Below are 24,478 nucleotides of genomic sequence, written 5' to 3'. Positions count from 1 at the left end.
AGGCTTCCCACTCGCAAAACTGCACGGGCCGCACTCCACGATCAACGTCTTTACCCGCGGCACGCTCTCCCTCGCGACCCGCGCGGTCCCCCTGGCCCGCTTCTCCGGAAGCGGGCCGTTTCTTTCTTCACCTCTCCCTTCGGAGGAGAGGTCGACCTATTGGGTCGGGTGAGGGGCCTTCCCCCAACATCGAGCCGAGAAAAGGCCCCTCACCCGTCGCTTCGCTCCGACCTTTCCCCGAAGGGAGAGGTAAAGAGGCCCCTCCCAACACCCATGGTTAGCCTTGGGTTAACCCGATCGCTCTAGCATGGCGGCAATGTGGGCCCGGTCTCAGCCGGGCAAGTATTGAGTTCGCCCATGCCCAGTTCTCCCTCGCCAGTGCTTGACGAAATCCGCTCCGTGCCGCAGCGCTCGCGCGCCGGCGCCACCAGGACCGCTCCGGTGCCGCCGCCGGCTCTGGCGATTCGCATTCCGGTGCGCGTGGTGGGTCTGGTGCTGCTCGGCCTCGTCGGCATCTGCCTGGTCGCTCTCGCCTCCTGGTCGGTGGACGATCCGAGCTTCTCCTATGCGACATCCAAGGCACCGGCCAACTGGCTGGGCTTTCCCGGCGCAGCCATCGCCGATGCGCTATTCCAGGTCTTTGGCCTTGCCGCGCTGGCGCTGCTGGTGCCGCCCGCTCTGTGGGGCTGGGCCTTCGCCCGTCGCCGCATGCCCAGCCATATGGGCCTGCGCTCGCTGGCCTGGATCGCCGCCACGCTGCTGCTCGCGGGCGTGCTCTCCTTCGTTGCCATGCCGGCAAGCTGGCCGCTGCCCACTGGCCTTGGCGGCCTCATTGGTAACGGCTTTGTCGGACTGGCCGCGCTCGTCACCGGCGAAGCGCCGCAGGCGGTGACCGCGGTGCTGTTTGCCATCATCATTGCCATTCCGGCGACTGCCGCCTTCTGGATTGCCATGGGCCTGGGCACCGCGGTGCCGACAGGCCCGCGCAAGCCCGCGTCAGCCGCCGCCGGTCGCAAGGGCGCTGCCGCCCCGGTCGAAGCTGATGAGCCCGAGACCAACCCGATCGTCGATATCGTGCTCGGCGCCGTCGTCCATACCGGCTATTCGCTGCGCACCGCGTTCCGCCGCGCCCGCGCCAACCATGCCGAGCGTCGGGCCGCCGAGACCGCCAGCTGGCGCGACGACGAGGTCGAGCCGAGCCTGGATGGTCACGGCCCTGTGGCCGAACGGCGCGAGCCCTCCGTCGCCCCGCCCCAAGCGCGCCGTATTCACGCCCCCGTCGAACCGGCCTTCGCGGCCGAGCCTGAAATCTCGCCCCGCATCAATGCCCGGCCCAGCTACGACGATACCGAACTCGACTACCCTGATGAGGCCGAGGACGACATCCCCTTTGTGCCCGATGCCCCGTCGGCGCCCATACCCAGTCACCAGCAGCGCGGCGATTCGCGCTTCCACCCGGTCGATCCGGCCAAGCCCCGCGTCGCTGCCCCAGCGCCCCGCCCGGTGCCCGGCCAGCGCATGATGCGCGAGGCCCAGGCCTCCTTCCTCGATGAGCCCGGCGGCTTCGAGCTGCCGCCGCTGAGCCTGCTGTCGGAGCCCAAGCATCTTGGCCCGTCGCCCGAGCATGCGCCCGAGCGGCTCGAAGCCATGGCACGGCGCCTCGAGGAAGTGCTGAGCGATTTCGGCGTCAAGGGCGACATCATCAATGTCCGCCCCGGCCCGGTGGTCACCCTGTTCGAACTCGAACCGGCCCCGGGCATCAAATCATCCCGCGTCATTTCGCTGGCCGACGATATCGCCCGCTCGATGAGCGCCATCTCCGCCCGCGTCGCCGTGGTGCCCGGCCGCAATGCCATCGGCATCGAGCTGCCCAACCAGGTCCGCGAAACCGTCTATTTCCGCGAAATGCTGGCCTCTTCCGATTTCGAGAAGATGAAGGGCAAGCTCCCCATCTGCCTGGGCAAGACCATTGGCGGCGAGCCTGTCATCGCCGACTTGGCGCGCATGCCGCATCTGCTGATCGCCGGCACTACCGGCTCGGGCAAGTCGGTGGGTATCAACACCTTCATCCTCAGCCTGCTCTACCAGATGACGCCCGAGCAGTGCCGCATGATCATGATCGACCCCAAGATGCTGGAACTGAGCATCTATGACGGCATCCCGCATCTGCTGACCCCCGTCGTCACCGATCCGCAAAAGGCGGTGGTGGCGCTCAAATGGGCCGTGCGCGAGATGGAAGATCGCTATCGCAAGATGAGCAAGATCGGCGTCCGCAATATCGACGGCTTCAACCAGCGCGTCACCGAATCCAAGGCCAAGGGCGAGGTCATCACCCGCACCGTGCAGACCGGCTTTGACCGCGAGACCGGCGAGGCAATCTTCGAGAGCGAAGAGTTCGATCTCGAGCCCTTGCCCTATATCGTCGTCATCGTCGACGAAATGGCCGACCTGATGATGGTGGCCGGCAAGGACATCGAAGGTGCCATCCAGCGCCTCGCCCAGATGGCCCGTGCCGCCGGCATCCATATCATTACCGCCACCCAGCGCCCCTCGGTCGACGTCATCACCGGCACGATCAAGGCCAACTTCCCCACGCGCATCTCCTTCATGGTGACGTCCAAGATCGATTCGCGCACCATTCTGGGCGAGCAGGGCGCCGAGCAGCTGCTGGGCAATGGCGACATGCTCTACATGGCCTCGGGTGGCCGCACCAAGCGCCTGCACGGCCCCTTCGTGGCCGACAGCGAAGTCGAGGCCGTGGTGGCCCATCTCAAGAGCCAGGGCCAGCCCGACTACCTCGATTCGATCACCGAGGAGGAAGACGAAGGCGGCGAATTCGGCGGCGACGGTGCCTCGGGCGGCGACGACTATGCCGGTTCGGGCGACGAACTCTACGACAAGGCAGTCCATATCGTGCTGTCAGACAAGAAGGCCTCCACCTCCTATGTCCAGCGGCGCCTCGCCATCGGCTACAACAAGGCTGCGACCCTGATCGAGCGCATGGAGCGCGAAGGCGTCATCTCCCAGGCCAACCACGCCGGCAAGCGCGAAATCCTGGTCGGCAATAACGCCGACGGCTATTAGCGCCGACGGGCATCAGAACATCCGAGCCCCGGCCCGAGTGCCGGGGCATTCGTTTTGTCCGGCGTCTCGCGTGGCGCTCCGAACCCTACTCGCAGACCAAGGGGCCGGATTCGACAGCGAACTGGCGCGGGCCGGCCATCGGCTCGGCCCCGGCCGCCGGCGGCACGTCGACGATGACCACCTCCATGCGGCACGCGCCGCTGATGACGTCATAGAAGTCGGTGCCCTTCATCATGATGGACTCGATGGGGTGATCGATGCCGAATTCCTCGACCACATGCCCGATAATGGCTTCGAGTTCATCCTGTCGCTGGTAGTGCGGCGGCAGCGCCGCCATCGCCGGCACGGTCCCCGTCAGCATAACCAAACCAACCCATTTCCATCGCGCCATCGTCATCTCCCTCATGGCATTAGCTGTATGGCAGCTGAACGGTGGGAACCACCTGTTGCCGCAATTGCTTTCTAGGTTAGCCTATAACCAACCAATAGTCGGGGACCTTCCTCCATGATTCGCCGCGATGCCCTGCTGCTCGGCCTTTCCGCCGCCTTTGCCCTTGGCGTTCCCGCCTGGGCCCTCGACCGGGCGCTGACGCCCGAAGAACAGCAGCTCATCACCGATATCGGCGCGCATAATTCAGCCATTCGTACCATGGTTGGCCGGTTCCTCCAGATCGACACCAATGGCGGGCGGTCCGAAGGCACCTTCTTCCTCGAGCGGCCCGACAAGATCGCTTTCCGCTACGCGCCGCCCAGCCGCGAGGAAATCGTCTCGATCGGGCGCGGCTTCTACGTGCTCAACCGGCGCGACGAGACCTATTACGCCTATCCGCAGGACTCGATCCCGCTGCGCCAGTTCCTCGGCGACAAGATCGACCTGCTCAATGCCAATGTCGTCGATGTCACTACGTCCGATGGCTACATGGCCATCACAGTGATCGACGAGACCGTCGCCGGCACGGTGCAGGTATCGCTGATCTTCGGGACCGACACCAAGGAACTGGCCCAGTGGAGCCTGGTCGAGCCGTCAGGCGCCGAGCTGACCTTCTCACTCTATGACGTGGAAAAGGACGTGGAAATCCCGCGCGCCTTCTTCTCCATCCCGGCGACCTACAAGCCGCTCGAGCAGTAAGCCCTTCACCTCTCCCCAAGGGGAGAGGCAAGAAAGCTACCGACCCAGGGCGTAGATTGCCACCAGCCCGGCAATGCCCACCACGATGCGCCACCAGGCAAAGGGGGCGAAGCCGTATTTGCTGACAAAGCCCAGCAGGTACCGCACCACCAGCGCCCCGACGATGAAGGCGGCGGCAAAACCGATGGCGACATTGAGGGCGATGGAGCTGTCGATCAGGTCACGGCTCTTGTAGAGGTCGTAGCCGAAGGCGCCGACCATGATCGGCAGGGCGATGAAGAAGGTGAATTCCGCCGCCGCGCGCTTGCTGGCGCCAAACAGCATGCCACCCACCACTGTCGCCCCCGAGCGCGACACGCCGGGAACGAGGCTCAGCATCTGGAACAGGCCCACGATCAGGGCCAGATGCCAGGGAAACTGGTAGATATCGTCATATTTCGGGGCGAGTGGCAGCCGGTCGACAACCAGCAGGACGATGCCGCCGATCAGCAGCGTCCAGCAGATCAGGGCAGCCGATTCCCACAGATCCCCCTGGATGAAATCCCGCAGCAACACGCCCGCCACGACCGCGGGCAGGCAGGCCAGGATCACCGACAGCGCGAACTGCCAGGCATAGGCCTTGCCCGTCAGCGCATCGCGGATCAGCATGCCCAATTTGGCGAAATAGACGGTGATGACGGCCAGGATGGCCCCCAGCTGGATCAGCACCACGAATGTCGTCGGCTGGGTCAGCCCGAAGAAATGGCCGGCCAGCAGCAGGTGCCCGGTGGAGCTCACCGGCAGGAATTCGGTAAGCCCTTCGAGAATTCCAAGGATCAGCGGCACAAAAAGACCTTGATCGGCGTTCATTTGATCCCCTAATTCAGTCAGGCGGGCTGTATATCTGGCAAGCTCTAGCGCTGTTCGCCCACAGCGCCAAGCAGCCCCGGCAACCGCAAGAAGAGACGAGCGTCCATATGCCGAGCCTGCTGCACCATCCCCTCGATCCCGCCTCGCGCCTCATCCGGCTGATGTGTGCCGAATACGGTGTGCCGCTGGACATGGAGGAGATCAAGCCCTGGCTGCGCACGGCAGAGTTGCTTGAGATCAACCCCGCCGCCACCTTGCCCATCTTCCTGGGTGACGACGACCAGCCCATTGTCGGCCTGCTCGCCAATATCCATACCATCGAGGATCTCTATACCCCCAGCGTCGTCACCGGTCTTATCCCGGTCGAGCCGGGGCCGCGCGCCGAGATGTGGCGGCTGATCGAATGGGTGATCTTCAAGCTCAATGACGAAGTCACCCGCTATGTGCTCGAGGAAAAGATCGTCAAGCGCGACCAGAAGGGCGCCACGCCCGATCCGGCCGTGCTGCGCGTGGCCAAGGCGAACCTGAACGAGCACATGCTCTACTTCAACTGGCTGTTTGCCACCCGCTCCTGGCTGTCCGGCGACAGCCTGACCCTGGCCGATTTTGCCCTGGCGGCGCATCTGTCCACGCTCGACTATCTGGGCGACATCGACTGGGGCAAGGCCGGGGAAACCCGCGACTGGTATTCCCGCATCAAGTCGCGCCCTGCCTTCCGCACCCTGCTCAACGACCGCGTCGTGGCTATGCCGCCGCACAAGGGCTATGCGGACCTCGATTTCTAGCAACTCACCGGGTCATTCCCGCGCAGGCGGGAATCTCCGTTTGCGGTGTTCGTTCGCCCCTCCTAAACAGGGATTCCCGCCTGCGCGGGAATGACCCGGATGAAGATGGCAAGTGCCCCCGTCGACCCCGAAACCCTCGTCGCCGAACTGCGCGCCCGCGCCGCGGCGCTTGGCTTTGACAGCTTCGGCATCGCCCCGGCCGATGCCCGCCCCGACTTGCCCGCAAAGCTCAACGCCGCCCTGGCTGCCGGCTGGCATGGCGACATGGATTGGATGGCCGAGACCGCCGATCGCCGCGGCAGCCCCCAGGGCATGTGGCCCGCGGCAAGATCGGTCATCGTGCTGGGCATCAATTACGGCCCCGAGACCGATCCGCTCGCCATCCTGGGCGAAAAGTCCCTTGGCACCATCTCGGTCTATGCCCGCAACCGCGACTATCACGAGATCATCAAGGGCAAGCTCAAGGATATTGCCGGCCTGCTCGCGCGCCGCTCCGGCGCCGAGGTCAAGGTCTTCGTCGATACCGCCCCCCTGATGGAAAAGCCGCTGGCCGAGGCGGCGGGGCTGGGCTGGCAGGGCAAGCATACGGTTCTGGTCAGCCGCGACTTCGGCTCCTGGCTGTTCCTGGGGGCGATCCTGACTTCGGCCGACCTGCCCGGCGACAAGCCCCTTCCGGAAAGCTGCGGCACCTGCACGCGCTGCCTCGATATCTGCCCCACCAGTGCCTTCCCCGCACCCTTCCAGCTCGATTCGCGGCGGTGTCTCGCCTATCTCACGGTCGAGCATAAGGACCAGATTCCATTGGAGTTTCGCGTCCCGATGGGCAATCGCATCTATGGCTGCGACGATTGCCTGGCCGTTTGCCCATGGAACAAGTTCGCCTCGGTCAGCCGCGAAGCGAGGCTCCGCGCGCGGCCGGAGCTGGAGCGGCCAGCTCTGGCAGACCTCGTGCAACTCGACGATGCCGGGTTCCGCAGCCTGTTCGTCGGCTCGCCTATCAAGCGCATCGGCCTGGCCCGCTTCCTGCGCAACGTCCTGATCGCCATCGGCAATTCCGGCGATCCGGCACTCGTCCCGCTGGTCGAGGCGCGGCTCGATGCCGACGAGCCGGTGGTACGCGGGGCGGCGATTTGGGCGCTGCGGCGTTTGGCGCCGGAGCGGGCCGACAGTCTCAGACTTGCCTATCTGGCGCGGGAAGGCGATAGCTCGGTTGCGCTGGAATGGACCGGGGATATCTGATGCACGCCTTCTTCTTCGGCCTGGGTTTTTCCTCGCAGGCGGCTGTAACAAACCTGCGAATTGGTTCACACGCTGTTAGCATTTCGGGCACCGTTCGTACCGCCGACAAGGCCCAGATGCTGGCGCGCGGCGGAATCGATGCCCATGTCTTCGACGGCACCGCACCGGGCGCCACGCTCGGCCCCAGCCTGCGCGACGCCAGCCATGTCATCTTGTCCATCGCACCGGGCCCCGATGGCGATTCGGCGCTGCTCCATCACCGCGCCGATCTCGATGCGGCGACCAATCTTGAATGGCTCTGCTATTATTCCACCGTCGGGGTCTATGGGGATTTCGGTGGCGCCTGGATCGATGAATCGGCGCCCCTGGTGCCGCGCAACGAGCGCTCCGACCGCCGCGTGCTGGCCGAGCAGGCCTGGCGCGACTATGCGGCACAGCGCGGCCTGCCGCTGACGATTCTGCGGCTTGCCGGCATCTATGGCCTGGGCCGCTCGACCTTCGACAAGCTGCGGGACGGAACGTCCCGGCGGGTGGTCAAGCCGGGCCAGGTGTTCAACCGCATTCATGTCGACGATATCGGACGGGTGACCGCGCTGGCAGCCGCGGCGCGGCTCGACGGTACCTTCAACCTGGGCGATGACGAACCGGCGCCGCCGCAGGAGGTGATCGCCCATGCAGCGGCGATGCTGGGAATCGAACCGCCGCCCGAGATTCCGTTTGAAACGGCCGAAATGACCCCGATGCAGCGAAGCTTCTATGCCGACAACAAGCGCGTCTCCAACGCCGCCATCAAGCAGGCGCTGGGTATCGAACTGCTCTACCCCACCTACCGGGAAGGGCTCGCCGCCATTTATCTGAAGGAACAGGCATGAGCGCGCCGCAGCCCGCCAAATCCGCCCCCCAACGCATCGTTCTCGAGGGCCGCTATGTGCGGCTCGAGCCGATTGACCAAAAACATGCGACCGACCTCTACGAGGTTTCGACCATGCCCGGCGGGGTCGAGCGCTATCGCTGGTTGTTCAGCAATGCGCCCGGAAGCCTTGCCGAGATGGAGGCCCGGATCGAGAAGGCCAAAACCGAGACCGATCCGATCTATGTCGCCGTCATCGACAAGGCGCGCGGCAAGGCGGTCGGCCAGCAGGGCTGGATGCGCATCCGGCCCGAGCATGGCTCGGTCGAGATCGGCGGCATCTATTGGGGCCTGCCCATGGCGCGCACGCCGCTGGCAACCGAGGCGCTTTTCCTCTTCGCCCGCCATGCCTTCGATGACCTGGGCTATCGGCGCTTCGAATGGAAATGCAATGACCGCAACGAGCCCAGCAAGGCGGCAGCAAGACGCTTCGGTTTTCAGTTCGAAGGCGTGTTCCGGCAGGACATGATCATGAAGGGCGTCAATCGCGACACCGCCTGGTTCTCGATCCTGGACAGCGAGTGGCCGGCCATGCGGGCGGAATACGAACGCTGGCTGAGCCCCGACAATTTCGATGCGGATGGGGTGCAGAAGAGCAGGTTGCAGACGCGGGGATAGGCCTCTTCCCCTCTCCCCGAAGGGAGAGGTGAAGTCACCCCTCCACCATCCGCATCACCGCTTCCTTCAGCCGCGCCAGATCCTCGTCGCGGCTCAGGCGATGGTCCCCGTCCGGGATCAGCGTCAGCGTCACCGGATCATGCAGGATATGCGTCACCAGCTTGATGGCATGGGCCGGCGGCACATCGGGGTCCTGCCCGCCCTGCAGGATGGTGACAGGGCAGCCGGTCTCGATGACGCCGCCAAACAGCAGGTGCTGCGCGCCGTCCTCGATGAGCGCGCGCGTGATGCGATAGGGGGTCTCGGAATATTGGCTCGGCTGGTCGATATAGCCGTTGTTTTGCAGCGATTCGTGTTCTGCCGGCGTGAAACCGGGCAGCATCAGCTCATGCGTCATGTCAGGCGCCGGCGCGATTAGCACCAGCCCATGCGCATGGCTGCCGCGGCGCAGCAGGGCGCGGGCCAGCAGCAGCGCCAGCCAGCCGCCCATGGACGATCCGACGATGATCTGCGGGCCGCTGGTGGCGGCGAACACCACCTCGGCCTCTTCCAGCCAGCGGCTGATGGTGCCCTCGTTGAAGTCGCCGCCGGAAATGCCATGGCCGGAATAATCAAAGCGGGTGACGCAGAGGCCTTGTTCGGCGCCCAGCGCGTCGAGCGCCATCGCCTTGCTGCCGGCCATGTCGGAGCGGAAGCCGCCAAGCCAGAACATGCCGGGCGCTCGGCCCGGGCGCTGCTCGACGGCAATGTCACGCCCGGCAGCGCCGGTGCCGACGGGGATGCGGAAGCTGTTTGGAGGTGATATGGTCATGGAACTTCCCGTCGGGTGACACCGAGCGTTAGCCATGTTGGCCCGGCGCGGCGATCACGGCGTTTCAATGGCGCAACAGGCCGGATTTTCTGGCGTTTTGCCAGTTGACTTATGCGTCGCGTAACACGATTTTATGCGCGATTTCACCACCCGGCTCAACAACGCAAGGATCCTTTGCCATTCGTCGTCCCATGAGACCCGTCGCGCCCCAAAAAGATGGGCCGCCCTCTAACGAAGATATCACCAGCCCCGATGTGCAACTCATCGATGCTGAAGGCGAGAACCGGGGTGTCGTCAACACCCGAGCGGCGCTCGCGGAAGCCCAGGAACAGGGGCTGGACCTTGTTCTGATCTCTCCCAATGCCGTGCCGCCGGTCGCCAAGATGCTGGACCTCGGCCGCTTCAAGTATGCCGCGCAGAAAAAAGCTGCCGAGGCGCGCAAGAAGCAGAAGGTGATCGAGGTCAAGGAAGTCCAGCTGCGTCCCAATATCGACACGCACGACTACGAGACCAAGATGAAGGCCGTGCAGCGCTTCCTCGATGATGGCGACCGGGTCAAGGTCACCATGCGCTTCCGCGGCCGCGAAATGGCGCACCAGGAACTGGGCATGCAGCTGCTCATCAAGGTCCGCGAACAGATGGACCCCGTGGCCAAGGTCGAAAGCCAGCCGCGCTCCGAAGGCCGGCAAATGGTCATGGTCCTGGCGCCCAAGTAAGGGTTTGCCGGTTTGAGAGTTTAGAAAGCGGGCCGAGAGGCCCGCTTTTGCTTTGTGGACAGGTCGCAGGCCGTTGCGGCCCTTTTGCTGGAGGCCGTTTTAGGTCAAGTCTTGTGCGGCGGTATGAATACTACCGCGACCCTTGGGGGAGGGGCATGCGACTATTCCGGCTTTTGGTGAAGGTAATGAAGGCGCCGGGGCCGCCACAGCCCCGGTGGAGTGCGCCGATGCGCCCACCGGACCGCTCCATTCCGCGCGAGATGCGGATCGTCGTCGTGCAGCCGAACCAGGAGCCGCCCCCGGAAACCATCGTCAGGGGCCGGTGTTGGGTAGTCGACGGCGACACCATCGTTATCGACAAAATGCACATTCGGCTCGCCGGAATCGACGCGCCTGAACTGGATCATCCCTGGGGCCAGCAGTCGAAATGGACCCTGGTGAAGCTGTGCAAGGGCCAGACGGTGACGGCCCATATCAAGCCCGAAATGTCCTATGACCGCCTCGTCGCGCAGTGCTTTCTGCCTGATGGCCGCGATCTGGCCGCTGAGCTGGTGAAGGTGGGGCTGGCGTTGGATTGGCCCAAATTCTCCGGTGGCAAGTACCGGCATCTTGAGCCGGCCGATGCTCGGAAAAAGCTGTGGCGCGCCAGCCTGCGCCAGGGCGGGGTGATGTGGCCCAGCGATGACATGCTCCCCGCCGTGAGACCCCCGGAAGCCCTGCAAGTGGAGAGGCCGCATGCCGCTGCAAACAGGCGGTCCTCCAAACGAAACTATCGGGTCGGGTGGCTCATTGTCTCCGGCTTTCTGGTGCTCCTTGCCGGATGCCATCTTGCCGGGGGAGGTACGGACGACGGCAATGTTCCCGTCGGCACCAGGCAGGAAGCGTCGGCATTCCCCCGGTTCAGGGTAACCGCCAACGCGCTGAATGTGCGGGCGGCACCTGCAGCAAGCGCCACCGTCCTTACCCAGATCGCTGGCGGGACCACCGTAGTTCCAACGAGGATGTCAGGCTCCTGGTACGGCATCGAGATCGCAGATGGCAGAACCGGCTGGGTCCACGGCAGCTTTCTCAGCCGTCTGGAAGAGTGACGCCCTGTGTGCAGAAGCGGGCGGTGATCCGCTTCTGCACGCGTCAGTACGGGTGCGGCTCAAGCCGCCAGTTTCGTCCATGCCGGGGCAATGCCGGTGCCGTGGCCCAGGCCATAGCCAAAGCGGATGTTGAGCATGCCGAGCGGCTCGAGGAGGCGGGCGGCGTCGAGGCTGCCGGTCTGTTCGGCGGCAAAGCCGGCAAGGGTCACGACCTCGGCAACCACCGCAGTGGCAGCCTCGTCATTGCCGGCCACGAAGACCGGGATGGCGGCGGTCTGGGTGGCGGGCAGGTCGAAGAGGCTGGCAAAGATGGTGTTGAAGGCCTTGACCACCTTGGCGCCGGGGGCGGCGGCCTGCAGCTCCTCGGATGCCGAGGTGGTATGCCCGATGGTGAGGCCCGAGAAATCCGCCTTTACCGGGTTGGAGATGTCGAGCACGACCTTGCCAGCCAGCGCCGGATTGGCGGCAGCCTCCAGCGCCGCCGCATAGGGCAGGGCGAGCACCACGATGTCGGCCTTGGCAATGGCCGCGTCCTGGTCGAGCACTGTCACGCCGGCCGGCAGGGTGGCGGCAAAGGCTGTGGCGGCGGCTTTGTCGCGCGACGCCAGCACCAGGTTGCTGCGGCCGGCCAGGCGCTTGGCCAGGCCCTTGCCCATATTGCCCAGGCCGATGATTGCGATTGTGGTCATTGGAAGTCTCCGTCGGGTTGAATGCGATGACCACAAAATGCGCCTTGCCAATTCCAAAGAGAATTGCTTGTCTGGTGCGAACATAATTGCACATAAGTATCGAATGGCCGAACTTGACGAATTGCGCACCTTCATCGCCGCCGCCCGGATCGGCAGCTTTGCCAAGGCGGCCCGCCAGCTCAACCTGTCGCCGGCCATGGTGGGGCGGCGCATTCAGGGGCTGGAGCAACGATACGGCGCCGCGCTGATCGAGCGCACCACCCGCAGCCAGCGGCTGACCGAGGCCGGCCAGGAATTCCTCGGCCGGGCCGAGGCGGTCATCGCCGCGACCGAGGCGCTGGCGGACATATCCACATCGGGGCCGCTGAGCGGCCGCATCCGGCTGACGGCTCCCACCACGGTCGGCATCCGCCGGCTGCCGCCCATCATCGCGCGCTTCACCGCCGCCCATCCCGGCATCATCTTCGAGATGAGCCTGACCGACCGGCGGGTGGATCTGATCGCCGAGGGCTTCGATCTGGCGGTGCGCATCGGGACACTGCCATCGTCATCGATGCTGGCGCGGCGTGTCGGCACCTACCGCTTCGCCTGCTGCGCCTCGCCGGATTTCCTGGCGCGGCACGGCACGCCGCGCCATCCAGCCGACCTAGAGCGGGCCCGCTGCATTCTCAATCTCAACCTCATCCCGCGCAATCGCTGGACCTTCCAGGATGCGACGGGGGCGCCGCTGACCGTGGAGGTGGGCGGCGGCATCGAGATCGACAATGGCGAAGCCCAGCGCGCCATGGCCATCGACGGCGCGGGCATCGTCTATCTGCCGCTCGATCTGGTCAGCGACGACCTGGCGAATGGCGCGCTGGTGCGGATCCTGGGCGACTGGTCGCTGCCGACCCTGCCCATCCACACCCTCCATTCCTCCCGCCACCTGGTGCCGCGCCGGGTCTCGGCCTTCATCGCGGCAGTCGCTGAGGGGTTCCGGGAAAGCTGAGGTGAAGAGCCTACTTCATCGCCTGTTCGACCTCGGCGGCCGTCGGAATGGCCGGCTGCGCGCCCGGCTTGAGGCAGGCGAGGCTGGCTGCAACCGCGGCGCGCTTCATGGCGCTTTCGAGGTCGAGGCCGGCATCGAGCCCGGCAGCCAGATAGCCGCAGAAGGTGTCGCCGGCGCCTACGGTATCGACCGGCTTGATCGGCAGCGCCGGCACGCTGATGAGCTGGCCCGTGGCCGTGACGGCGCGCGCGCCATCGCCGCCCAGCGTCACGATGACGGTCTGGTTGTGCCTGGCTGCCCAGTCACCCATGGCGGCGTCGAGTTCGGCGATGCCGCGGCCGGTCAGCCCGCTGCCGCTGGCGGTCAGCCCGCTGCCGCTGGCGGTCAGCAGGGCGAATTCGGTTTCGTTGGCGATCAGGATTGCCGCCTTGGGCGCCAGCGCCGCCGTGCTGTCGAGGAACGGCGCGGTGTTGAGGATGGCGATGATGCCCTGCGCGCGCGCCAGGTCCAGCGCCCGCTCGGTCGCTGCCTGCGGAATTTCCTGCTGCACCAGCATGACCCCGCCGCTGAGCCCCTTCAGCGCCGCATCCGCATCAGCAGCCGTCATGGCGCCATTGGCGCCCGGCAGGATGGCGATGACATTCTCGCCCTGGCTGTCCACGAAGATCATGGCAATGCCGGTGGCGCCCTCCACCACCTTCATGGCCGAAAGGTCCACCCCATCGGCCTTGAGCAGAGCCAGCGCCAGGTCGGCAAAGGCATCGCTGCCCACGCCCGAGACATGGCGCACGCTGGCGCCCGCGCGCCGCGCGGCCAGCGCCTGGTTGGCGCCCTTGCCGCCCGCGGCCATCGAGAAGGTCCCCCCGGCCACCGTCTCGCCCGGCTTGGGCAGGCGGCTGACAGTGCCGATCTGGTCGAGATTGGTCGAGCCGAAGACAGTGATCATGCGAGCATCTTTTCTATCGTGTTCCAGTTGCGCATCGTGTCGAGCACACCCTTGTCCAGCCTGGCATAGAGGGGCTTGAGCACTTCTTCCACGCCTTCGGTATAGCGCCCATTGGGCTGCCGGTAGCCGGCGATATAGATGTCCCTGGCATCGATGCGCAGGATTTCGGTATGGCCGGGGCGATCGGCCAGCGTCATGCCCGATGGCAGCTTCTGGTCGAACATCAGCACATGGCGGGTGACATCGGCCTTGGGGTCGAGCGTGCCGAAGGGGTGGCCGGCCAGCATTTCGGTCAGCTCGGCTTCCGAGCGCAGCACCACGCCTACCGCAAAGCCGAACCGGGCCGCGATGGCCTGCTCCAGCTTCGTCTTTATCGCCTCGGCCTTCCCCTCGGCTTCGAGGCGCACATTGCCGCTGGCCACGACGGTCTTGATGTTGGAAAAGCCAGCCGCTTCAAGGCAGGCCTTGAGCTCGGCCATCTTGACCTGCCGCTTGCCCAGGTTGATGCCGCGCAGGAAAGCCACCCAGGTGCCCATCATCCCTTGGCCTTCTGCGGATAGATCGTTTCGCCCTTCTCCAGCATCTCGACAAAACCATCAATCTTGCGGGCCCGCGCGGCCGGGGTCTTGAGGGCGATGACGCGATATGTCAGGGCGAAGCGGTTCTGCGCGGTCAGCGTGCGGTAGAATTCGCTGGCCCTGGCGCTCGCCTCGATCGCCGACAGCAGGTCCTCGGGCGGGTCCATGGTGGTGCGATAGCTGGCATCCCAACGGCCATCGGCCTTGGCCAGCTCGACATGCCCAAGGCCATGCTCGGTCATTTTGCCTTCCTCGATCAGCCTGATGACATTGGCCTTGTTGATGTCGCTCCAGGCGCTCTTCCTGCCGCGGCGGGTATAGCGCTGCACGAAGGAAACGTCGTCCCAGCCCTTGCGGATAGCGTCGATCCAGCCCCAGCAGAGGACCACGTCGATGGCCTGCACCGCGTCGATGCTGGCTATGCCGCTGCCCTTCTTGAAGATGCGGATCCACACCTCATCCTCGCTGTCGTGGTTCTCGGCGAGCCAGTCGTAGAAGGCATCCTTGCTGGCAAATTCGCGCACTTTTGCCGGGTCGACATGGACGGGTGCCATCTAGACCTCGGTGACCCCGGCATCGGCGAGGATGACTTCGAGCCTGGGGTCGAGCAGTCCGGCCGGGGGCAACTGGATGCCGAACGTGCCCGACAGCAGCTCGCGCAATTCGGCGACGCTGGTCAGCAGCCGGCTCTCGGATGGCTCGCCGGCAATATGGGTGGTGAAGCGGTTGTTGCGCAGCGCCAGCCGCTTGCCCGGCGGCGACAGCGCCGCCCGCAGCTCTGTGCGGAAACGCGAATCGGGGTCGGTCGACAGGGAGAGGTTCGGCGCCTCATAGTAATCGGGGCTGTGCTCGATGGTGTCGAAGACATAGAGCGGCTTCCACTCCCCCTCGATCCGAGCCTCCAGCGTCCAGTCCGGTTCGCCGCCGGTCAGGCGGAAAGTGTCATGCGGTGTGGGTTGCTCGGCTTCGGCCTTGAGCTTGAGCGGCGCTGTCAGCGTCAGCCCGCCAAAGCCGACATCGGCGACATAGCTCGCGCCGCCGATATCGACGGCCAGCAGCATATGCGTCGGCGGCCGGTCGATGGCGGTGGGATCAAACCAGACGACCCTGGCCGCCAGGCCGCGCACGGAAAAATCGAGTTCGCGCAGCACCGCCATCAGCAGCAGGTTGTGCTCGAAGCAATAGCCGCCACGCTTCTCGGTCAGCAGCTTCTTCTCGATGCTGGGCAGGTCGAGGTTAACCGGCAGGCCCAGCAGGGGATTGAGATTCTCGAAGGGGATCACTGCCGGATGCAGCGCGTGGATGAGTTCGAGTGTCGCCAAGGTCGGGGCGATCGAACCGGCAAAGCCGATTCGCTCGAAATAGGCGTTGAGACTGACCTTTTGGCTCATTGACCACCCTTGCGGCAGATGTCGTTCGGCCCGCAATATGGGCGATGCGGCCGCTGCTGTCACCGGCACGGTTGGCGATTTAGCCTGCGGGAGGGGCTGGACATGGGACTTCTCGATTGGATTACCGGCAGCAAACCAGCGCCATCAGGGGTCGCCAGGCAGCCGGCAGCCGCCTTGCGCGCGGCCCTGCTGGCCAGCAATCGCGACACCGCGCCCTTTATTATCCGCGATGGCGCCCCTGAAGGCGTCGACCTCGTCGCCGAATGGAAAATCGTCGATGCGCGCTGGTACGAGATCTTTGCCAAGGCCAGCCTCACCAGGGTGTTCAAGGTGCTCATGAAGTTCGACGAGGCCAAGGGCGAGGTGCGCTCACTCGATCAGGAATGGACGTTAGAGTGGCGGGCCGGCGTGCCGACCCTCTCGCTCAGCGCCGAGGCCTTCCGCGGCCAGAAGACTGAAATGAGCTTCGGCACCGCCTATGCCTTCAAGGAGGACCTCAGCGCCTGGGGCAAGGTCTATCAATATCGCTTCGAGACCAGCGAGATCAAAGACCCGCTGATCGAGCTGGCGCAGCAGCATGGCTGGGGCTGGAAGGGCGTCGCCTTCGGCAAGCTCTGAGCCACGACCGACTCAATCTGGCAGAAGGCTTACGCCTGCGCCTTGCGGACGCGGATGACGACATCCACGTGGCTGACCTTCATGCCCTGGGGGGCTTCGGGCAGGGAGGCGAACTCGACCGACGAGGCCGGAATGTCGATCATCCGCTGCTCGTCTTCCACGTAGAAGTGATGATGGTCTGACGTGTCGGTGTCGAAATAGGAGCGCGACGCGTCAACCGCCACTTCGCGCAGCAGGCCCGCTTCGTGGAACTGGTGCAGCGTGTTGTAGATCGTGGCCAGCGATACGCCGACCCGGGCCTCGGTGGCCTCGCCATGCAGCTGCTCGGCGCTGACATGGCGATGCGGCCCGCCGAACAGCAGTTCGGCAAGCGCCACGCGCTGACGGGTCGGGCGGAGACCGGCCATGCGCAGCACCGCCGTAAGGCAGGGCTTGCGCGACGGCATGGCACGAACGGTCTGGTTGCGATCGGTCATTGGGTCCTTGGTCGACGGAAGGGCCGGAAATTGCTGGCTTCCTTATAACTATGGCGGAAAATTCACACAAGCGGCACGGCTGCCGCAGGCCGGCATTTGCGCCGAATGGTCAATCGGGGCTGACTTGACCCCTCTGGTGTGCGCCTATACGAGACCAATACAGGGTTGTCAGGGGTATCAGGCATGGCCGAACGGCAGAGCGCATTTGGGTATGAGGAACTGCTGGCCCATGGTCGGGGCGAACTGCCCGGCCAGGGTGATGCCCGCCTGCCGGCCCCGCCCATGCTGATGTTTGATCGCATCACCTCCATTTCCGAGACCGGGGGCGCCTATGGCAAGGGCGAAGTCCGCGCCGAACTCGACGTCAATCCGGACCTCTGGTTCTTCAAATGCCACTTCATCGGCGACCCGGTCATGCCCGGTTGCCTGGGGCTCGATGCCATCTGGCAGATGACTGGGTTCTTCCTGAGCTGGATCGGCCAGCCCGGCCGCGGCCGCGCGTTGGGCGGGGAAATCAAGTTCACCGGCCAGGTCACCGACGACGTCAAGCTGGTCGAATACGGCATCGACCTCAAGCGGGTGATGAAGGGTCGGCTGACCCTGGGTATCGCCGATGGCTGGGTCAAGGCTGACGGAAAGGTGATCTACGAAGCCAAGGACCTGCGCGTTGGCCTGTTTACCGACAGCCAGATGATGGCACAGAAAAGCGCCGAGCCGGCGTAGTTCTGCCCTGAACGCAAAGCAAGCATAAGAGGCGCCGTTTCAAGGGCGCCCGGAATACGACGGAGCGAGGCGAAGATGAGACGAGTTGTCGTCACCGGCATGGGTATCATTTCCTCGATCGGCAATAGCCTGGACGAGGTCACGGCAAGCCTGCGCGCCGCCAAGCCCGGCATTGTCACCGCGCCTGACTATGCCGAACTGGGCTTCCGCAGCCAGGTCAAGGGCGACCCCCGGCTCGATCCGTTCGAAATCCTCGACCGCCGGGTCACCCGCTTCATGGGCAAGGGCGCGGCCTGGAACTACCTGGCCATGCAGCAGGCGATATCAGATGCCGGGCTCGAGCAAAGCGATATCTCCAACCCCATGACGGGCATCGTCATGGGCTCGGGTGGCGCGTCGACCCGCACCATTGTCGAGGCCGCCGACATTACCCGCAAGAATCTGAGCCCCAAGCGCATCGGGCCGCTGGCCGTGCCCAAGGCCATGGGCTCCACCGCCTCGGCGACGCTGGCGACGCCCTTTGGCATCAAGGGCATCAACTATACCATCACCGCCGCCTGCGCGACGTCCAAGCATTGCATCGGCAATGCCATGGAACAGATCATGCTGGGCAAGCAGGACATCGTCTTTGCCGGCGGCCATGAAGACCTCGACTGGACGCTGTCAGACCTGTTCGACGCCATGGGCGCCATGAGCTCGGACTTCAACGCCACCCCGGAAAAGGCCAGCCGCTGCTATGACGCGGCGCGCGACGGTTTCGTCATCTCGGGCGGTGCCGGCGTATTGGTGCTGGAGGAATACGAGCACGCCAAGGCGCGCGGCGCGAAAATCTGGGCCGAGCTGGTCGGCTATGGCGCCACTTCCGATGGCCTCGACATGGTCGCTCCATCAGGCGAAGGCGCCGAGCGCTGCATGCGCATGGCATTGAAGAATGTCGGCCCCAAGGTCGACTATATAAACCCGCATGCCACCTCGACTCCGGTGGGCGACCTGCGCGAGATCGAGGCGATCCGCGCCCTCTTTGGCAACGAGGACAAGTGCCCGCCCATTTCGGCCACCAAGTCGCTGACCGGACACAGCCAGGGCGCCACGGGCGTGCATGAGTCGATCTATTCGATCCTGATGATGAAACACCGCTTCATTGCCGAAAGCGCCAATATCGAAAATCTCGATCCGGCCTTCGCGGACATGCCCATCCTGCGCCAGCGCCGCGATGACGTGGACCTGGGCGTGGTGCTGTCCAACTCCTTCGGCTTCGGCGGCACCAATGCGGCTCTGGTCTTCAAGCACCCGGACGCCTGAGGGCCCCTGATCTACCCCATACCCGATCGTCACCCTCGGCTAGACCTGAGGGCACTGTACGTATCGATGGCTCAGCAAGTGAAGAGCCCTCGGGTCAAGCCCGAGGGTGACGGCCGGTGGGTAAGGGCGCGCGGTGGTCTGTCCGATCCCTTCAAAACCCAAACTCGCTGAACCGCCCACCCTGGCCGTCATAGGTCAGCACGCGACCGATCAGCGGCTCGCCGATGCCTGATATGAGCTTGATCGCTTCCATGGCCATCAGGCTGCCGATCACCCCGGTGAGCGGCCCGAGAATACCCGTGGCCTCGCAGCTGGGCAGGTCGGCATCATCGGCTTCCTGGGGATAGAGCGCGCCAAAGCGCGGCCCCCCGGGGGCAAAGACCGTCACTTGCCCGTCAAACATCGACACCGCCCCCGAAACCAGCGGCAGGCCACGTGCCTCGCAGGCCCCGGCGACAATGCGCCGTGTCGCCAGGTTGTCGGTGCCATCAAGCACCAGGTCATAGCCCGCGATGATCGCTGCCACATTGGCGGCCTCGATACGCTCGGCGTGAACGACGATCTGCACATGGGGGTTGAGCGCATGGGCAAAGCGTCCCGCGCTCTCGGCCTTGTTGGCGCCGATCTCGCTATGGATCACCTGCCGCTGCAGGTTGCTCAGCGACACCGCGTCATGATCGACGATTCCGAGTGTACCGACCCCGGCGCCCGCCAGATAGGCGATAGCCGGGCTGCCCAATCCGCCCGCCCCGACCACCAGCACCCGCGCCCGCTTCAACGCCTGCTGGCCGGCGCCGCCCATGCCCTTGAGCACCAGGTGGCGCGCATAGCGCCGCGTTTCCTCCGGTGAGAGCGGGTCAGAGGCCAAGCGGCACCGCGATGAAACGGCGGTCAGGCCCTTCGAAACCGCCCGGATAGACCGAGATGAGCGCCACCGCATGGCTGATCGAGCCGGCATTGAAGGGCAGCACCACGCCATGGATGCGATAGGTCACCGGGCAGCCGCGCGAACGCGGCAGCGGTCCGTCGCGATGGATCAGCCGCTCGCCGCCCGTGTCGGCGATGACCAACTGGTAGCCCATGGGATCGACCGAAAACCACTCGGCACATGGCGCCGCCGCCGTGGTCGGAAAGCTCGAGAGGCGCAGCTCGTAATCGCCGGACACTTCGCCGGGGCCATAGCCGGGCGAGCCGAACCGCAAGCTGCTGCCGTCCGCATCGGGCGCGCCATCGCCGAGCAGTGCCGCATATTCCGCCGGCCTGTCGATGCCGAAATCGGCCAGGTCCTCGGCGGCCTGCAACTGCACTTCGGCGCGGATCTGGCTGAGCGAGATGCCCTCGTCATCGGCCTGTTCGCGGATCGGCGTCCCCACCACCCAGGAGTCGGTAGAGAGATCGACGATATAGATGCTCGAATAGGCAAAGCCGGAGCCGTCCTGGATGCCGAATTCCTCGAAGGCAAAATAGCGCGCATCCTCGGAATAGCCGATGATGTCGACCAGTGCGCGGTCGCCCGCCATGGCCGGGGCTGCCAACGCCAGCACGGCCAGGAGGCTAGCGCCCAGTCGAGCCATGCCCGCCCTCGCCACGTTCGGTTTCATCAAGTGCCTCCACTTCCTCGAACACCACCCGGCTGACCGGCGCCACCACCATCTGCGCAATGCGCTCGCCCCGGCGCACCGCGAAGGGGGCAGCGCCGTGGTTGATCAGCAGCACCTTGACCTCGCCCCGATAGTCCGCATCCACCGTGCCGGGCGAATTGAGCACCGTGATGCCGTGTTTGGCCGCAAGGCCCGAACGCGGCCTTATCTGGGCTTCGTAGCCCAGCGGTATTGCAATCATAAGACCGGTCGGGATCATTGCTATCCCGCCAGGAGCGATCTCGACCACCTCATCGGCGGCCAGCGCCGCCGACAGGTCAAGTCCGGCCGCGCCCGGCGTCTGCTGGCGCGGCAGCGGCAGGCCCTTGCCATGGGCGAGCCAGACCAGCTCGATTGGTATGCTATCGACCATGAAACGGACGCCTCCGTCGCTTGTCACCAAGCTCGTGGCCATGCCGCATGCGAGGCCGTTGCGCGGCAATCTAGGGTTAAGTCATTGAATCGGCAAGGTGCCTACCAGGACGGCATGGTCGCCAGCCGATAGAGCAATGCCAGCATGGTCAGCCCGGTGACGCCGATCAGGCCCAGGATCGCCCAGCGCATCAGCCCGTCGCCCTGCGGCCGCATCTTGCCCGCGTGATAATCGGCCAGCGCCAGCTCGGCCTGCGCGGCAATCACAGGTAGCCGGCCGGCCGCCTCGGCAATGACCTTGAAATGATCCTTGATGTCCTCGATCCGCCCCAGCGGTCCCGCTTCCTTGCGCAGCCAGTCGCCGACCACGGGCTCCGCCACCGTCCAGATATCGAGATCGGGATCGAGCGCCCGCGCGACACCCTCAACCAGCACCATCGATTTCTGCAGCAGCACCAGCTCGGGGCGGGTCTGCATGGAAAAGAGGTCGGTGATGGCAAACAGCTGCCCCAGCACGCGGGCCATGGAAATGTCGGAGGCCGTGCGGCCATGCAGTGGCTCGCCGATGGAGCGGATGGCCAGGGCGAAATCATCTATCGACTGATCTTTGGGCACATAGCCGATATCGAAGTGCCGCTCGGCCACCAGCCGATAGTTGCGGGTGATGAAGCCGTAGAGGATATCGGCGAGGAACCGCCGCTCCTTGCGGTTGATGCGACCCATAATGCCGAAATCGACGGCGATCACGTCGCCGGTGCGGGGATCGGCGAACAGGTTGCCCGGATGCATGTCGGCATGGAAGAAGCCGTCGCGGATGGCGTGCTTGAGAAAGCTCTGCAGCAGCTTGGCCGCCAGCGCCTTGCGGTCGATGCCCGCGGCATCGAGCGCTGCATGCTCGCGGATGGGGATGCCATCGACCCAGCTCGTGGTGAGCACATTCTGCGCCACGTGGTCCCAGCTGACCGTGGGAATGACGAAGCCGGTATCGTCCTTGATATTCTCGGCCATCTCGGAAATGGCCGCCGCCTCGAGCCGCAGGTCGAGTTCGAGCCGGGCCGAGCGGTCCAGTGTCTCGACCACTTCGGTCGGCCGCAGCCGGCGGGTCGAGCGCACCAGGCCTTCGGCGAGGCGCGCCGCGGCATAGAAGCTCTCGATATCGGAGCGGAAGCGCGTCTCGACGCCGGGCCGCAGCACCTTGACCGCCACGGTTCGCGGCAGGCCATTGGCGGGCTTCAGCCGCGCCTTGTGCACCTGCGCGATCGAGGCGGCGGCCACGGGCGGCGAAAGCTCGGTCAGCTCGGCCGCCTTGTCGTCGAGCGCCGCCGCCAGGATGCCAGGCACCAGGGCCGCATCGAACGGCTCCATCTTGTCCTGGAGGCCCGCTAGGTCATTGGCGATGGTCGCGCCGACCACATCGGGCCGGGTTGCCAGCGTCTGGCCGAATTTGACATAGGTGGGGCCCAGCCGGTTGAGCGCCCGGTTGAGGCGCTCGACATGGCCCGTCTTGCGCACGCTGGGCCGCTCGACCAGCCGCCCCAGCCAGATGCCGAAACGCAGCGGCGCCAGCGCGGGGGGCAGTTCGCCCGGTATGGACAGCGCGCCTTCGCGCGCCAGCACGTAGCCGGCCCGGATCAGGCGGAAATAGGCCCCGATGATCATTGGCTAAATCTTCCACCCCGAAAACAGCGTGGCGATATTGCCCGAAAAGGGGGTGTGCTTGACCCGCTTGAAACCGGCGGTCGTCAGCATGGCCGAAAAGGCCTGCGGATTGGGGAACTTGCGGATCGATTCCACCAGATACTGGTAGGGCTGCGCATCGCCGGTGACCAGCTTGCCCATGGGCGGAATGACCCGATCCGAGAAGACGCGATACACCGCATCGAGGCCCGGCACGTCGACCTGGGAAAATTCCAGCACCAGGATACGCCCGCCGCGCTTGAGCACGCGATGGGCTTCATTGAGCGCCTTCTGGATGCGCGGCACGTTGCGGATGCCGAAGGCGATCGTATAGGCGTCAAAGCTGTCATCGGCGAAGGGCAACTCCTCCGCATTGGCCTCAACGAAGCTGGCCTGCGCCGGATAGCGCCAGCCCTTCGCCCGCTCGGCCCCCACCCGCAGCATGTCCGAATTGATGTCCGAGACCACCACTTCCGCATAGCCCACCGAGGCATTGATGATGCGCTCGGCGATATCGCCGGTGCCGCCGGCCATATCGAGCACCCGCCAGGGCCGCGAGCCGGCTTTGGGTGGGGCCAGGTCGTTGACCATCGCATCCTTCCAGATGCGGTGGATCCCGCCGCTCATCAGGTCGTTCATCAGGTCGTAGCGATCGGCGACGCCGTGGAACACGGCATTGACCATGCCCTGCTTGTCATCCATGGCCACGGTCTGTTCGCCGAAATGCGTGGTTTCCTGCGCGTCGGTCATGGCTATCGCCCTGTCCATTTTGATATTGCGTCGATAGGCTCTCTATCGGGGCGCACCATATTCAACCCAACCCGGCTTTGCCATGGCACAAAGTCGCACAGGTAAAGAGGCCAAAACATGCCCGAATTGCCCGAGGTCGAAACCGTCAGGCGCGGCCTCGAACCCTGGCTGGTCGGCGCCCGCATCGACAAGGTCACGCTCAACCGCAAGGACCTGCGTTTCCCCTTCCCCCAGGGCCTGCCGCAGGCCCTCGAGGGCCAGAACATCGTTTCGGTCAGCCGGCGGGCCAAATACCTGCTGATCGCCCTCTCCAATGGCAAGACCGTGCTCAGCCATCTGGGCATGACCGGCTCGTGGCGCTTTGCCGAGCACGGTATCGACAAGCCGCCACGTTACTATGAGCCCGGCACCGAACCAAAGCATGACCATATGGTCTGGGACATCGCCCACCCCGGCCATGGCCGGAGCCACCTGATCTATGCCGACCCGCGCCGCTTCGGTTTTGTCGACCTTTATGACGATGTGGCCGATAGCCCTTATCTCAAGGACCTTGGCCCCGAGCCCCTGGGCAACGACTTCAATGCCGATGAAATGGCGGACGCTTTCAAGGGCAAGAAGGCCCCCATCAAGGCGGCGCTGCTCGATCAGCGCGTGGTGGCGGGTCTGGGCAATATCTATGTCGCCGAGGCGCTGCACCGCAGCCATATCCTGCCCACCGTTCTGGCCGGCACGCTGGTGACAGCCAAGGGCAAGCCCAAGACGGCGCTCGAGGATCTGGCCCATGCGGTACGCCAGGTGCTGGTGGAAGCCATCGAGGTGGGCGGCTCCACCCTCAGGGACTTCCGTAATGCCGAAGGTGGCTCGGGCTATTTCCAGCACCGCTTTGCCGTCTATGACCGCGAAGGCCAACCCTGCCCGACGCCGCTCTGTACCGGTACCATCGAGCGCATCGTGCAGTCCGGGCGCTCGACCTTCTTCTGCCCGGTCTGCCAGAAGGCGCCGTGACACCCCGGTGCCATGACCAACTGGATCGTCACGTCAGGGCTTGACCCGAGCGCCCTATACTTGCTGCTCAATCGATTAGTGCAGAGCCCTCGGG

The 24,478-nt window shown here is 65.1% G+C and carries 27 protein-coding genes; 13 read left to right on the top strand and 14 right to left on the bottom strand.

Features of this window, described 5'->3' with window-relative positions; translation table 11 throughout:
• Nucleotides 1–357 precede the first annotated feature (357 nt).
• Nucleotides 358–3,084, top strand: coding sequence for a DNA translocase FtsK (locus IH615_RS02615; RefSeq protein WP_291359579.1), 2,727 nt, complete (start codon nt 358–360; stop codon nt 3,082–3,084).
• Nucleotides 3,085–3,169: 85 nt separating this feature from the next.
• Here the strand turns inward: IH615_RS02615 and IH615_RS02610 are convergent, their stop codons facing one another.
• Nucleotides 3,170–3,475: a hypothetical protein gene (locus tag IH615_RS02610; protein ID WP_291359577.1), complete on the bottom strand. Its 306-nt coding sequence runs from the start codon at nt 3,473–3,475 to the stop codon at nt 3,170–3,172.
• A 114-nt stretch (nt 3,476–3,589) separates the two neighbouring features.
• Between IH615_RS02610 and IH615_RS02605 the strand changes: the two genes are divergently transcribed.
• Nucleotides 3,590–4,213, top strand: coding sequence for an outer-membrane lipoprotein carrier protein LolA (locus IH615_RS02605; RefSeq protein WP_291359576.1), 624 nt, complete (start codon nt 3,590–3,592; stop codon nt 4,211–4,213).
• Between the two features lie 36 nt (nt 4,214–4,249).
• On the opposite strand, the gene IH615_RS02600 is transcribed toward IH615_RS02605, so the two are convergent.
• Nucleotides 4,250–5,062, bottom strand: coding sequence for an undecaprenyl-diphosphate phosphatase (locus tag IH615_RS02600; RefSeq protein WP_291359575.1), 813 nt, complete (start codon nt 5,060–5,062; stop codon nt 4,250–4,252).
• 107 nt (nt 5,063–5,169) lie between these two features.
• On the opposite strand from IH615_RS02600, the gene IH615_RS02595 reads away from it, so the two are divergent.
• The 4 genes from IH615_RS02595 to IH615_RS02580 all read left to right on the top strand — a co-directional run bounded on the left by IH615_RS02595 (nt 5,170) and on the right by IH615_RS02580 (nt 8,614).
• A complete protein-coding gene (locus IH615_RS02595; RefSeq protein ID WP_291359574.1) occupies nt 5,170–5,847 on the top strand; it encodes a glutathione S-transferase family protein in 678 nt (225 codons plus the stop codon).
• 99 nt (nt 5,848–5,946) lie between these two features.
• A complete protein-coding gene (gene queG / locus IH615_RS02590) occupies nt 5,947–7,086 on the top strand; it encodes a tRNA epoxyqueuosine(34) reductase QueG (protein ID WP_291359573.1) in 1,140 nt (379 codons plus the stop codon).
• The gene (locus tag IH615_RS02585) at nt 7,086–7,958 is read left to right on the top strand and encodes an NAD-dependent epimerase/dehydratase family protein (protein ID WP_291359572.1); all 873 of its coding nucleotides are present in this window, start codon (nt 7,086–7,088) and stop codon (nt 7,956–7,958) included. Before queG ends, IH615_RS02585 begins: the two co-directional genes overlap by 1 nt.
• Nucleotides 7,955–8,614 carry a GNAT family protein gene (locus IH615_RS02580; RefSeq protein WP_291359570.1) on the top strand — a complete coding sequence of 220 codons (660 nt, stop codon included), beginning with the start codon at nt 7,955–7,957 and terminating at the stop codon, nt 8,612–8,614. Before IH615_RS02585 ends, IH615_RS02580 begins: the two co-directional genes overlap by 4 nt.
• A gap of 34 nt (nt 8,615–8,648) precedes the next feature.
• Here IH615_RS02580 and IH615_RS02575 read toward each other — a convergent pair whose 3' ends face one another.
• A complete protein-coding gene (locus tag IH615_RS02575) occupies nt 8,649–9,425 on the bottom strand; it encodes an alpha/beta hydrolase (RefSeq protein WP_291359568.1) in 777 nt (258 codons plus the stop codon).
• A 179-nt stretch (nt 9,426–9,604) separates the two neighbouring features.
• Between IH615_RS02575 and infC the strand changes: the two genes are divergently transcribed.
• Both infC and IH615_RS02565 read left to right on the top strand, forming a co-directional pair.
• On the top strand, nt 9,605–10,141 hold the full coding sequence (infC, locus tag IH615_RS02570; protein WP_291359674.1) for a translation initiation factor IF-3: 537 nt from the start codon (nt 9,605–9,607) through the stop codon (nt 10,139–10,141).
• Between the two features lie 227 nt (nt 10,142–10,368).
• The gene (locus IH615_RS02565) at nt 10,369–11,229 is read left to right on the top strand and encodes an SH3 domain-containing protein (protein ID WP_291359566.1); all 861 of its coding nucleotides are present in this window, start codon (nt 10,369–10,371) and stop codon (nt 11,227–11,229) included.
• Between the two features lie 59 nt (nt 11,230–11,288).
• Here the strand turns inward: IH615_RS02565 and IH615_RS02560 are convergent, their stop codons facing one another.
• Nucleotides 11,289–12,002, bottom strand: coding sequence for an NAD(P)-binding domain-containing protein (locus tag IH615_RS02560; RefSeq protein ID WP_291359565.1), 714 nt, complete (start codon nt 12,000–12,002; stop codon nt 11,289–11,291).
• A 19-nt stretch (nt 12,003–12,021) separates the two neighbouring features.
• On the opposite strand from IH615_RS02560, the gene IH615_RS02555 reads away from it, so the two are divergent.
• Nucleotides 12,022–12,906 (top strand): LysR family transcriptional regulator, encoded by an 885-nt coding sequence (locus IH615_RS02555; protein WP_291359564.1) that lies wholly within the window; start codon nt 12,022–12,024, stop codon nt 12,904–12,906.
• Nucleotides 12,907–12,916: 10 nt separating this feature from the next.
• On the opposite strand, the gene IH615_RS02550 is transcribed toward IH615_RS02555, so the two are convergent.
• From IH615_RS02550 to IH615_RS02535, 4 genes are read right to left on the bottom strand one after another with little or no spacing between them, the layout of a single operon-like run.
• Nucleotides 12,917–13,852 carry a ribokinase gene (locus IH615_RS02550; RefSeq protein WP_291359563.1) on the bottom strand — a complete coding sequence of 312 codons (936 nt, stop codon included), beginning with the start codon at nt 13,850–13,852 and terminating at the stop codon, nt 12,917–12,919.
• Entirely contained in the window at nt 13,849–14,391 is a 543-nt protein-coding gene (locus tag IH615_RS02545) for a DUF1697 domain-containing protein (RefSeq protein WP_291359562.1), read from the bottom strand. Before IH615_RS02545 ends, IH615_RS02550 begins: the two co-directional genes overlap by 4 nt.
• Nucleotides 14,388–14,984 carry a YdeI/OmpD-associated family protein gene (locus tag IH615_RS02540; RefSeq protein ID WP_291359561.1) on the bottom strand — a complete coding sequence of 199 codons (597 nt, stop codon included), beginning with the start codon at nt 14,982–14,984 and terminating at the stop codon, nt 14,388–14,390. Before IH615_RS02540 ends, IH615_RS02545 begins: the two co-directional genes overlap by 4 nt.
• Complete coding sequence (locus IH615_RS02535; RefSeq protein WP_291359560.1) at nt 14,985–15,821, bottom strand: arylamine N-acetyltransferase; 837 nt, start codon at nt 15,819–15,821, stop codon at nt 14,985–14,987.
• Nucleotides 15,822–15,923: 102 nt separating this feature from the next.
• On the opposite strand from IH615_RS02535, the gene IH615_RS02530 reads away from it, so the two are divergent.
• Complete coding sequence (locus tag IH615_RS02530; RefSeq protein WP_291359558.1) at nt 15,924–16,439, top strand: hypothetical protein; 516 nt, start codon at nt 15,924–15,926, stop codon at nt 16,437–16,439.
• Nucleotides 16,440–16,468: 29 nt separating this feature from the next.
• Here the strand turns inward: IH615_RS02530 and irrA are convergent, their stop codons facing one another.
• Nucleotides 16,469–16,915 (bottom strand): iron response transcriptional regulator IrrA, encoded by a 447-nt coding sequence (gene irrA, locus IH615_RS02525; RefSeq protein ID WP_291359556.1) that lies wholly within the window; start codon nt 16,913–16,915, stop codon nt 16,469–16,471.
• Between the two features lie 183 nt (nt 16,916–17,098).
• On the opposite strand from irrA, the gene fabA reads away from it, so the two are divergent.
• Nucleotides 17,099–17,638 carry a 3-hydroxyacyl-[acyl-carrier-protein] dehydratase FabA gene (gene fabA, locus IH615_RS02520; RefSeq protein ID WP_291359555.1) on the top strand — a complete coding sequence of 180 codons (540 nt, stop codon included), beginning with the start codon at nt 17,099–17,101 and terminating at the stop codon, nt 17,636–17,638.
• A gap of 75 nt (nt 17,639–17,713) precedes the next feature.
• On the top strand, nt 17,714–18,940 hold the full coding sequence (gene fabB / locus IH615_RS02515; protein WP_291359552.1) for a beta-ketoacyl-ACP synthase I: 1,227 nt from the start codon (nt 17,714–17,716) through the stop codon (nt 18,938–18,940).
• Between the two features lie 151 nt (nt 18,941–19,091).
• Here the strand turns inward: fabB and moeB are convergent, their stop codons facing one another.
• The 5 genes from moeB to ubiE all read right to left on the bottom strand — a co-directional run bounded on the left by moeB (nt 19,092) and on the right by ubiE (nt 23,379).
• Nucleotides 19,092–19,808 carry a molybdopterin-synthase adenylyltransferase MoeB gene (gene moeB, locus IH615_RS02510; protein WP_291359550.1) on the bottom strand — a complete coding sequence of 239 codons (717 nt, stop codon included), beginning with the start codon at nt 19,806–19,808 and terminating at the stop codon, nt 19,092–19,094.
• Entirely contained in the window at nt 19,798–20,541 is a 744-nt protein-coding gene (locus IH615_RS02505; RefSeq protein WP_291359548.1) for a DUF2259 domain-containing protein, read from the bottom strand. The genes moeB and IH615_RS02505 overlap by 11 nt, the downstream gene beginning before the upstream one ends.
• Nucleotides 20,495–20,953, bottom strand: coding sequence for a dUTP diphosphatase (dut, locus tag IH615_RS02500; protein ID WP_291359546.1), 459 nt, complete (start codon nt 20,951–20,953; stop codon nt 20,495–20,497). The genes IH615_RS02505 and dut overlap by 47 nt, the downstream gene beginning before the upstream one ends.
• Before the next feature lie 101 nt (nt 20,954–21,054).
• Nucleotides 21,055–22,611 (bottom strand): 2-polyprenylphenol 6-hydroxylase, encoded by a 1,557-nt coding sequence (ubiB, locus tag IH615_RS02495; protein WP_291359544.1) that lies wholly within the window; start codon nt 22,609–22,611, stop codon nt 21,055–21,057.
• A gap of 3 nt (nt 22,612–22,614) precedes the next feature.
• Nucleotides 22,615–23,379, bottom strand: a complete 765-nt coding sequence (gene ubiE / locus IH615_RS02490) for a bifunctional demethylmenaquinone methyltransferase/2-methoxy-6-polyprenyl-1,4-benzoquinol methylase UbiE (RefSeq protein WP_291359542.1) — start codon at nt 23,377–23,379, stop codon at nt 22,615–22,617.
• Nucleotides 23,380–23,496: 117 nt separating this feature from the next.
• On the opposite strand from ubiE, the gene mutM reads away from it, so the two are divergent.
• Nucleotides 23,497–24,384, top strand: a complete 888-nt coding sequence (gene mutM / locus IH615_RS02485; protein WP_291359541.1) for a bifunctional DNA-formamidopyrimidine glycosylase/DNA-(apurinic or apyrimidinic site) lyase — start codon at nt 23,497–23,499, stop codon at nt 24,382–24,384.
• Nucleotides 24,385–24,478: the final 94 nt, after the last annotated feature.

Origin of the sequence: Devosia sp. (assembly GCF_014860165.1) — a bacterium.
Taxonomy (GTDB): domain Bacteria; phylum Pseudomonadota; class Alphaproteobacteria; order Rhizobiales; family Devosiaceae; genus Devosia.
This window is presented reverse-complemented; position numbering and strand designations above follow the sequence as displayed.

Bases quoted from the DNA above. Each gene is read 5' to 3' on its own strand.
- IH615_RS02615 (WP_291359579.1), top strand. From the start codon at position 358: ATGCCCAGTTCTCCCTCGCCAGTGCTTGACGAAATCCGCTCCGTGCCG.
- IH615_RS02610 (WP_291359577.1), bottom strand. From the start codon at position 3,475: ATGGCGCGATGGAAATGGGTTGGTTTGGTTATGCTGACGGGGACCGTG.
- IH615_RS02605 (WP_291359576.1), top strand. From the start codon at position 3,590: ATGATTCGCCGCGATGCCCTGCTGCTCGGCCTTTCCGCCGCCTTTGCC.
- IH615_RS02600 (WP_291359575.1), bottom strand. From the start codon at position 5,062: ATGAACGCCGATCAAGGTCTTTTTGTGCCGCTGATCCTTGGAATTCTC.
- IH615_RS02595 (WP_291359574.1), top strand. From the start codon at position 5,170: ATGCCGAGCCTGCTGCACCATCCCCTCGATCCCGCCTCGCGCCTCATC.
- queG (WP_291359573.1), top strand. From the start codon at position 5,947: ATGAAGATGGCAAGTGCCCCCGTCGACCCCGAAACCCTCGTCGCCGAA.
- IH615_RS02585 (WP_291359572.1), top strand. From the start codon at position 7,086: ATGCACGCCTTCTTCTTCGGCCTGGGTTTTTCCTCGCAGGCGGCTGTA.
- IH615_RS02580 (WP_291359570.1), top strand. From the start codon at position 7,955: ATGAGCGCGCCGCAGCCCGCCAAATCCGCCCCCCAACGCATCGTTCTC.
- IH615_RS02575 (WP_291359568.1), bottom strand. From the start codon at position 9,425: ATGACCATATCACCTCCAAACAGCTTCCGCATCCCCGTCGGCACCGGC.
- IH615_RS02565 (WP_291359566.1), top strand. From the start codon at position 10,369: ATGCGCCCACCGGACCGCTCCATTCCGCGCGAGATGCGGATCGTCGTC.
- IH615_RS02560 (WP_291359565.1), bottom strand. From the start codon at position 12,002: ATGTTCGCACCAGACAAGCAATTCTCTTTGGAATTGGCAAGGCGCATT.
- IH615_RS02555 (WP_291359564.1), top strand. From the start codon at position 12,022: ATGGCCGAACTTGACGAATTGCGCACCTTCATCGCCGCCGCCCGGATC.
- IH615_RS02550 (WP_291359563.1), bottom strand. From the start codon at position 13,852: ATGATCACTGTCTTCGGCTCGACCAATCTCGACCAGATCGGCACTGTC.
- IH615_RS02545 (WP_291359562.1), bottom strand. From the start codon at position 14,391: ATGATGGGCACCTGGGTGGCTTTCCTGCGCGGCATCAACCTGGGCAAG.
- IH615_RS02540 (WP_291359561.1), bottom strand. From the start codon at position 14,984: ATGGCACCCGTCCATGTCGACCCGGCAAAAGTGCGCGAATTTGCCAGC.
- IH615_RS02535 (WP_291359560.1), bottom strand. From the start codon at position 15,821: ATGAGCCAAAAGGTCAGTCTCAACGCCTATTTCGAGCGAATCGGCTTT.
- IH615_RS02530 (WP_291359558.1), top strand. From the start codon at position 15,924: ATGGGACTTCTCGATTGGATTACCGGCAGCAAACCAGCGCCATCAGGG.
- irrA (WP_291359556.1), bottom strand. From the start codon at position 16,915: ATGACCGATCGCAACCAGACCGTTCGTGCCATGCCGTCGCGCAAGCCC.
- fabA (WP_291359555.1), top strand. From the start codon at position 17,099: ATGGCCGAACGGCAGAGCGCATTTGGGTATGAGGAACTGCTGGCCCAT.
- fabB (WP_291359552.1), top strand. From the start codon at position 17,714: ATGAGACGAGTTGTCGTCACCGGCATGGGTATCATTTCCTCGATCGGC.
- IH615_RS02505 (WP_291359548.1), bottom strand. From the start codon at position 20,541: ATGAAACCGAACGTGGCGAGGGCGGGCATGGCTCGACTGGGCGCTAGC.
- dut (WP_291359546.1), bottom strand. From the start codon at position 20,953: ATGGTCGATAGCATACCAATCGAGCTGGTCTGGCTCGCCCATGGCAAG.
- ubiB (WP_291359544.1), bottom strand. From the start codon at position 22,611: ATGATCATCGGGGCCTATTTCCGCCTGATCCGGGCCGGCTACGTGCTG.
- ubiE (WP_291359542.1), bottom strand. From the start codon at position 23,379: ATGACCGACGCGCAGGAAACCACGCATTTCGGCGAACAGACCGTGGCC.
- mutM (WP_291359541.1), top strand. From the start codon at position 23,497: ATGCCCGAATTGCCCGAGGTCGAAACCGTCAGGCGCGGCCTCGAACCC.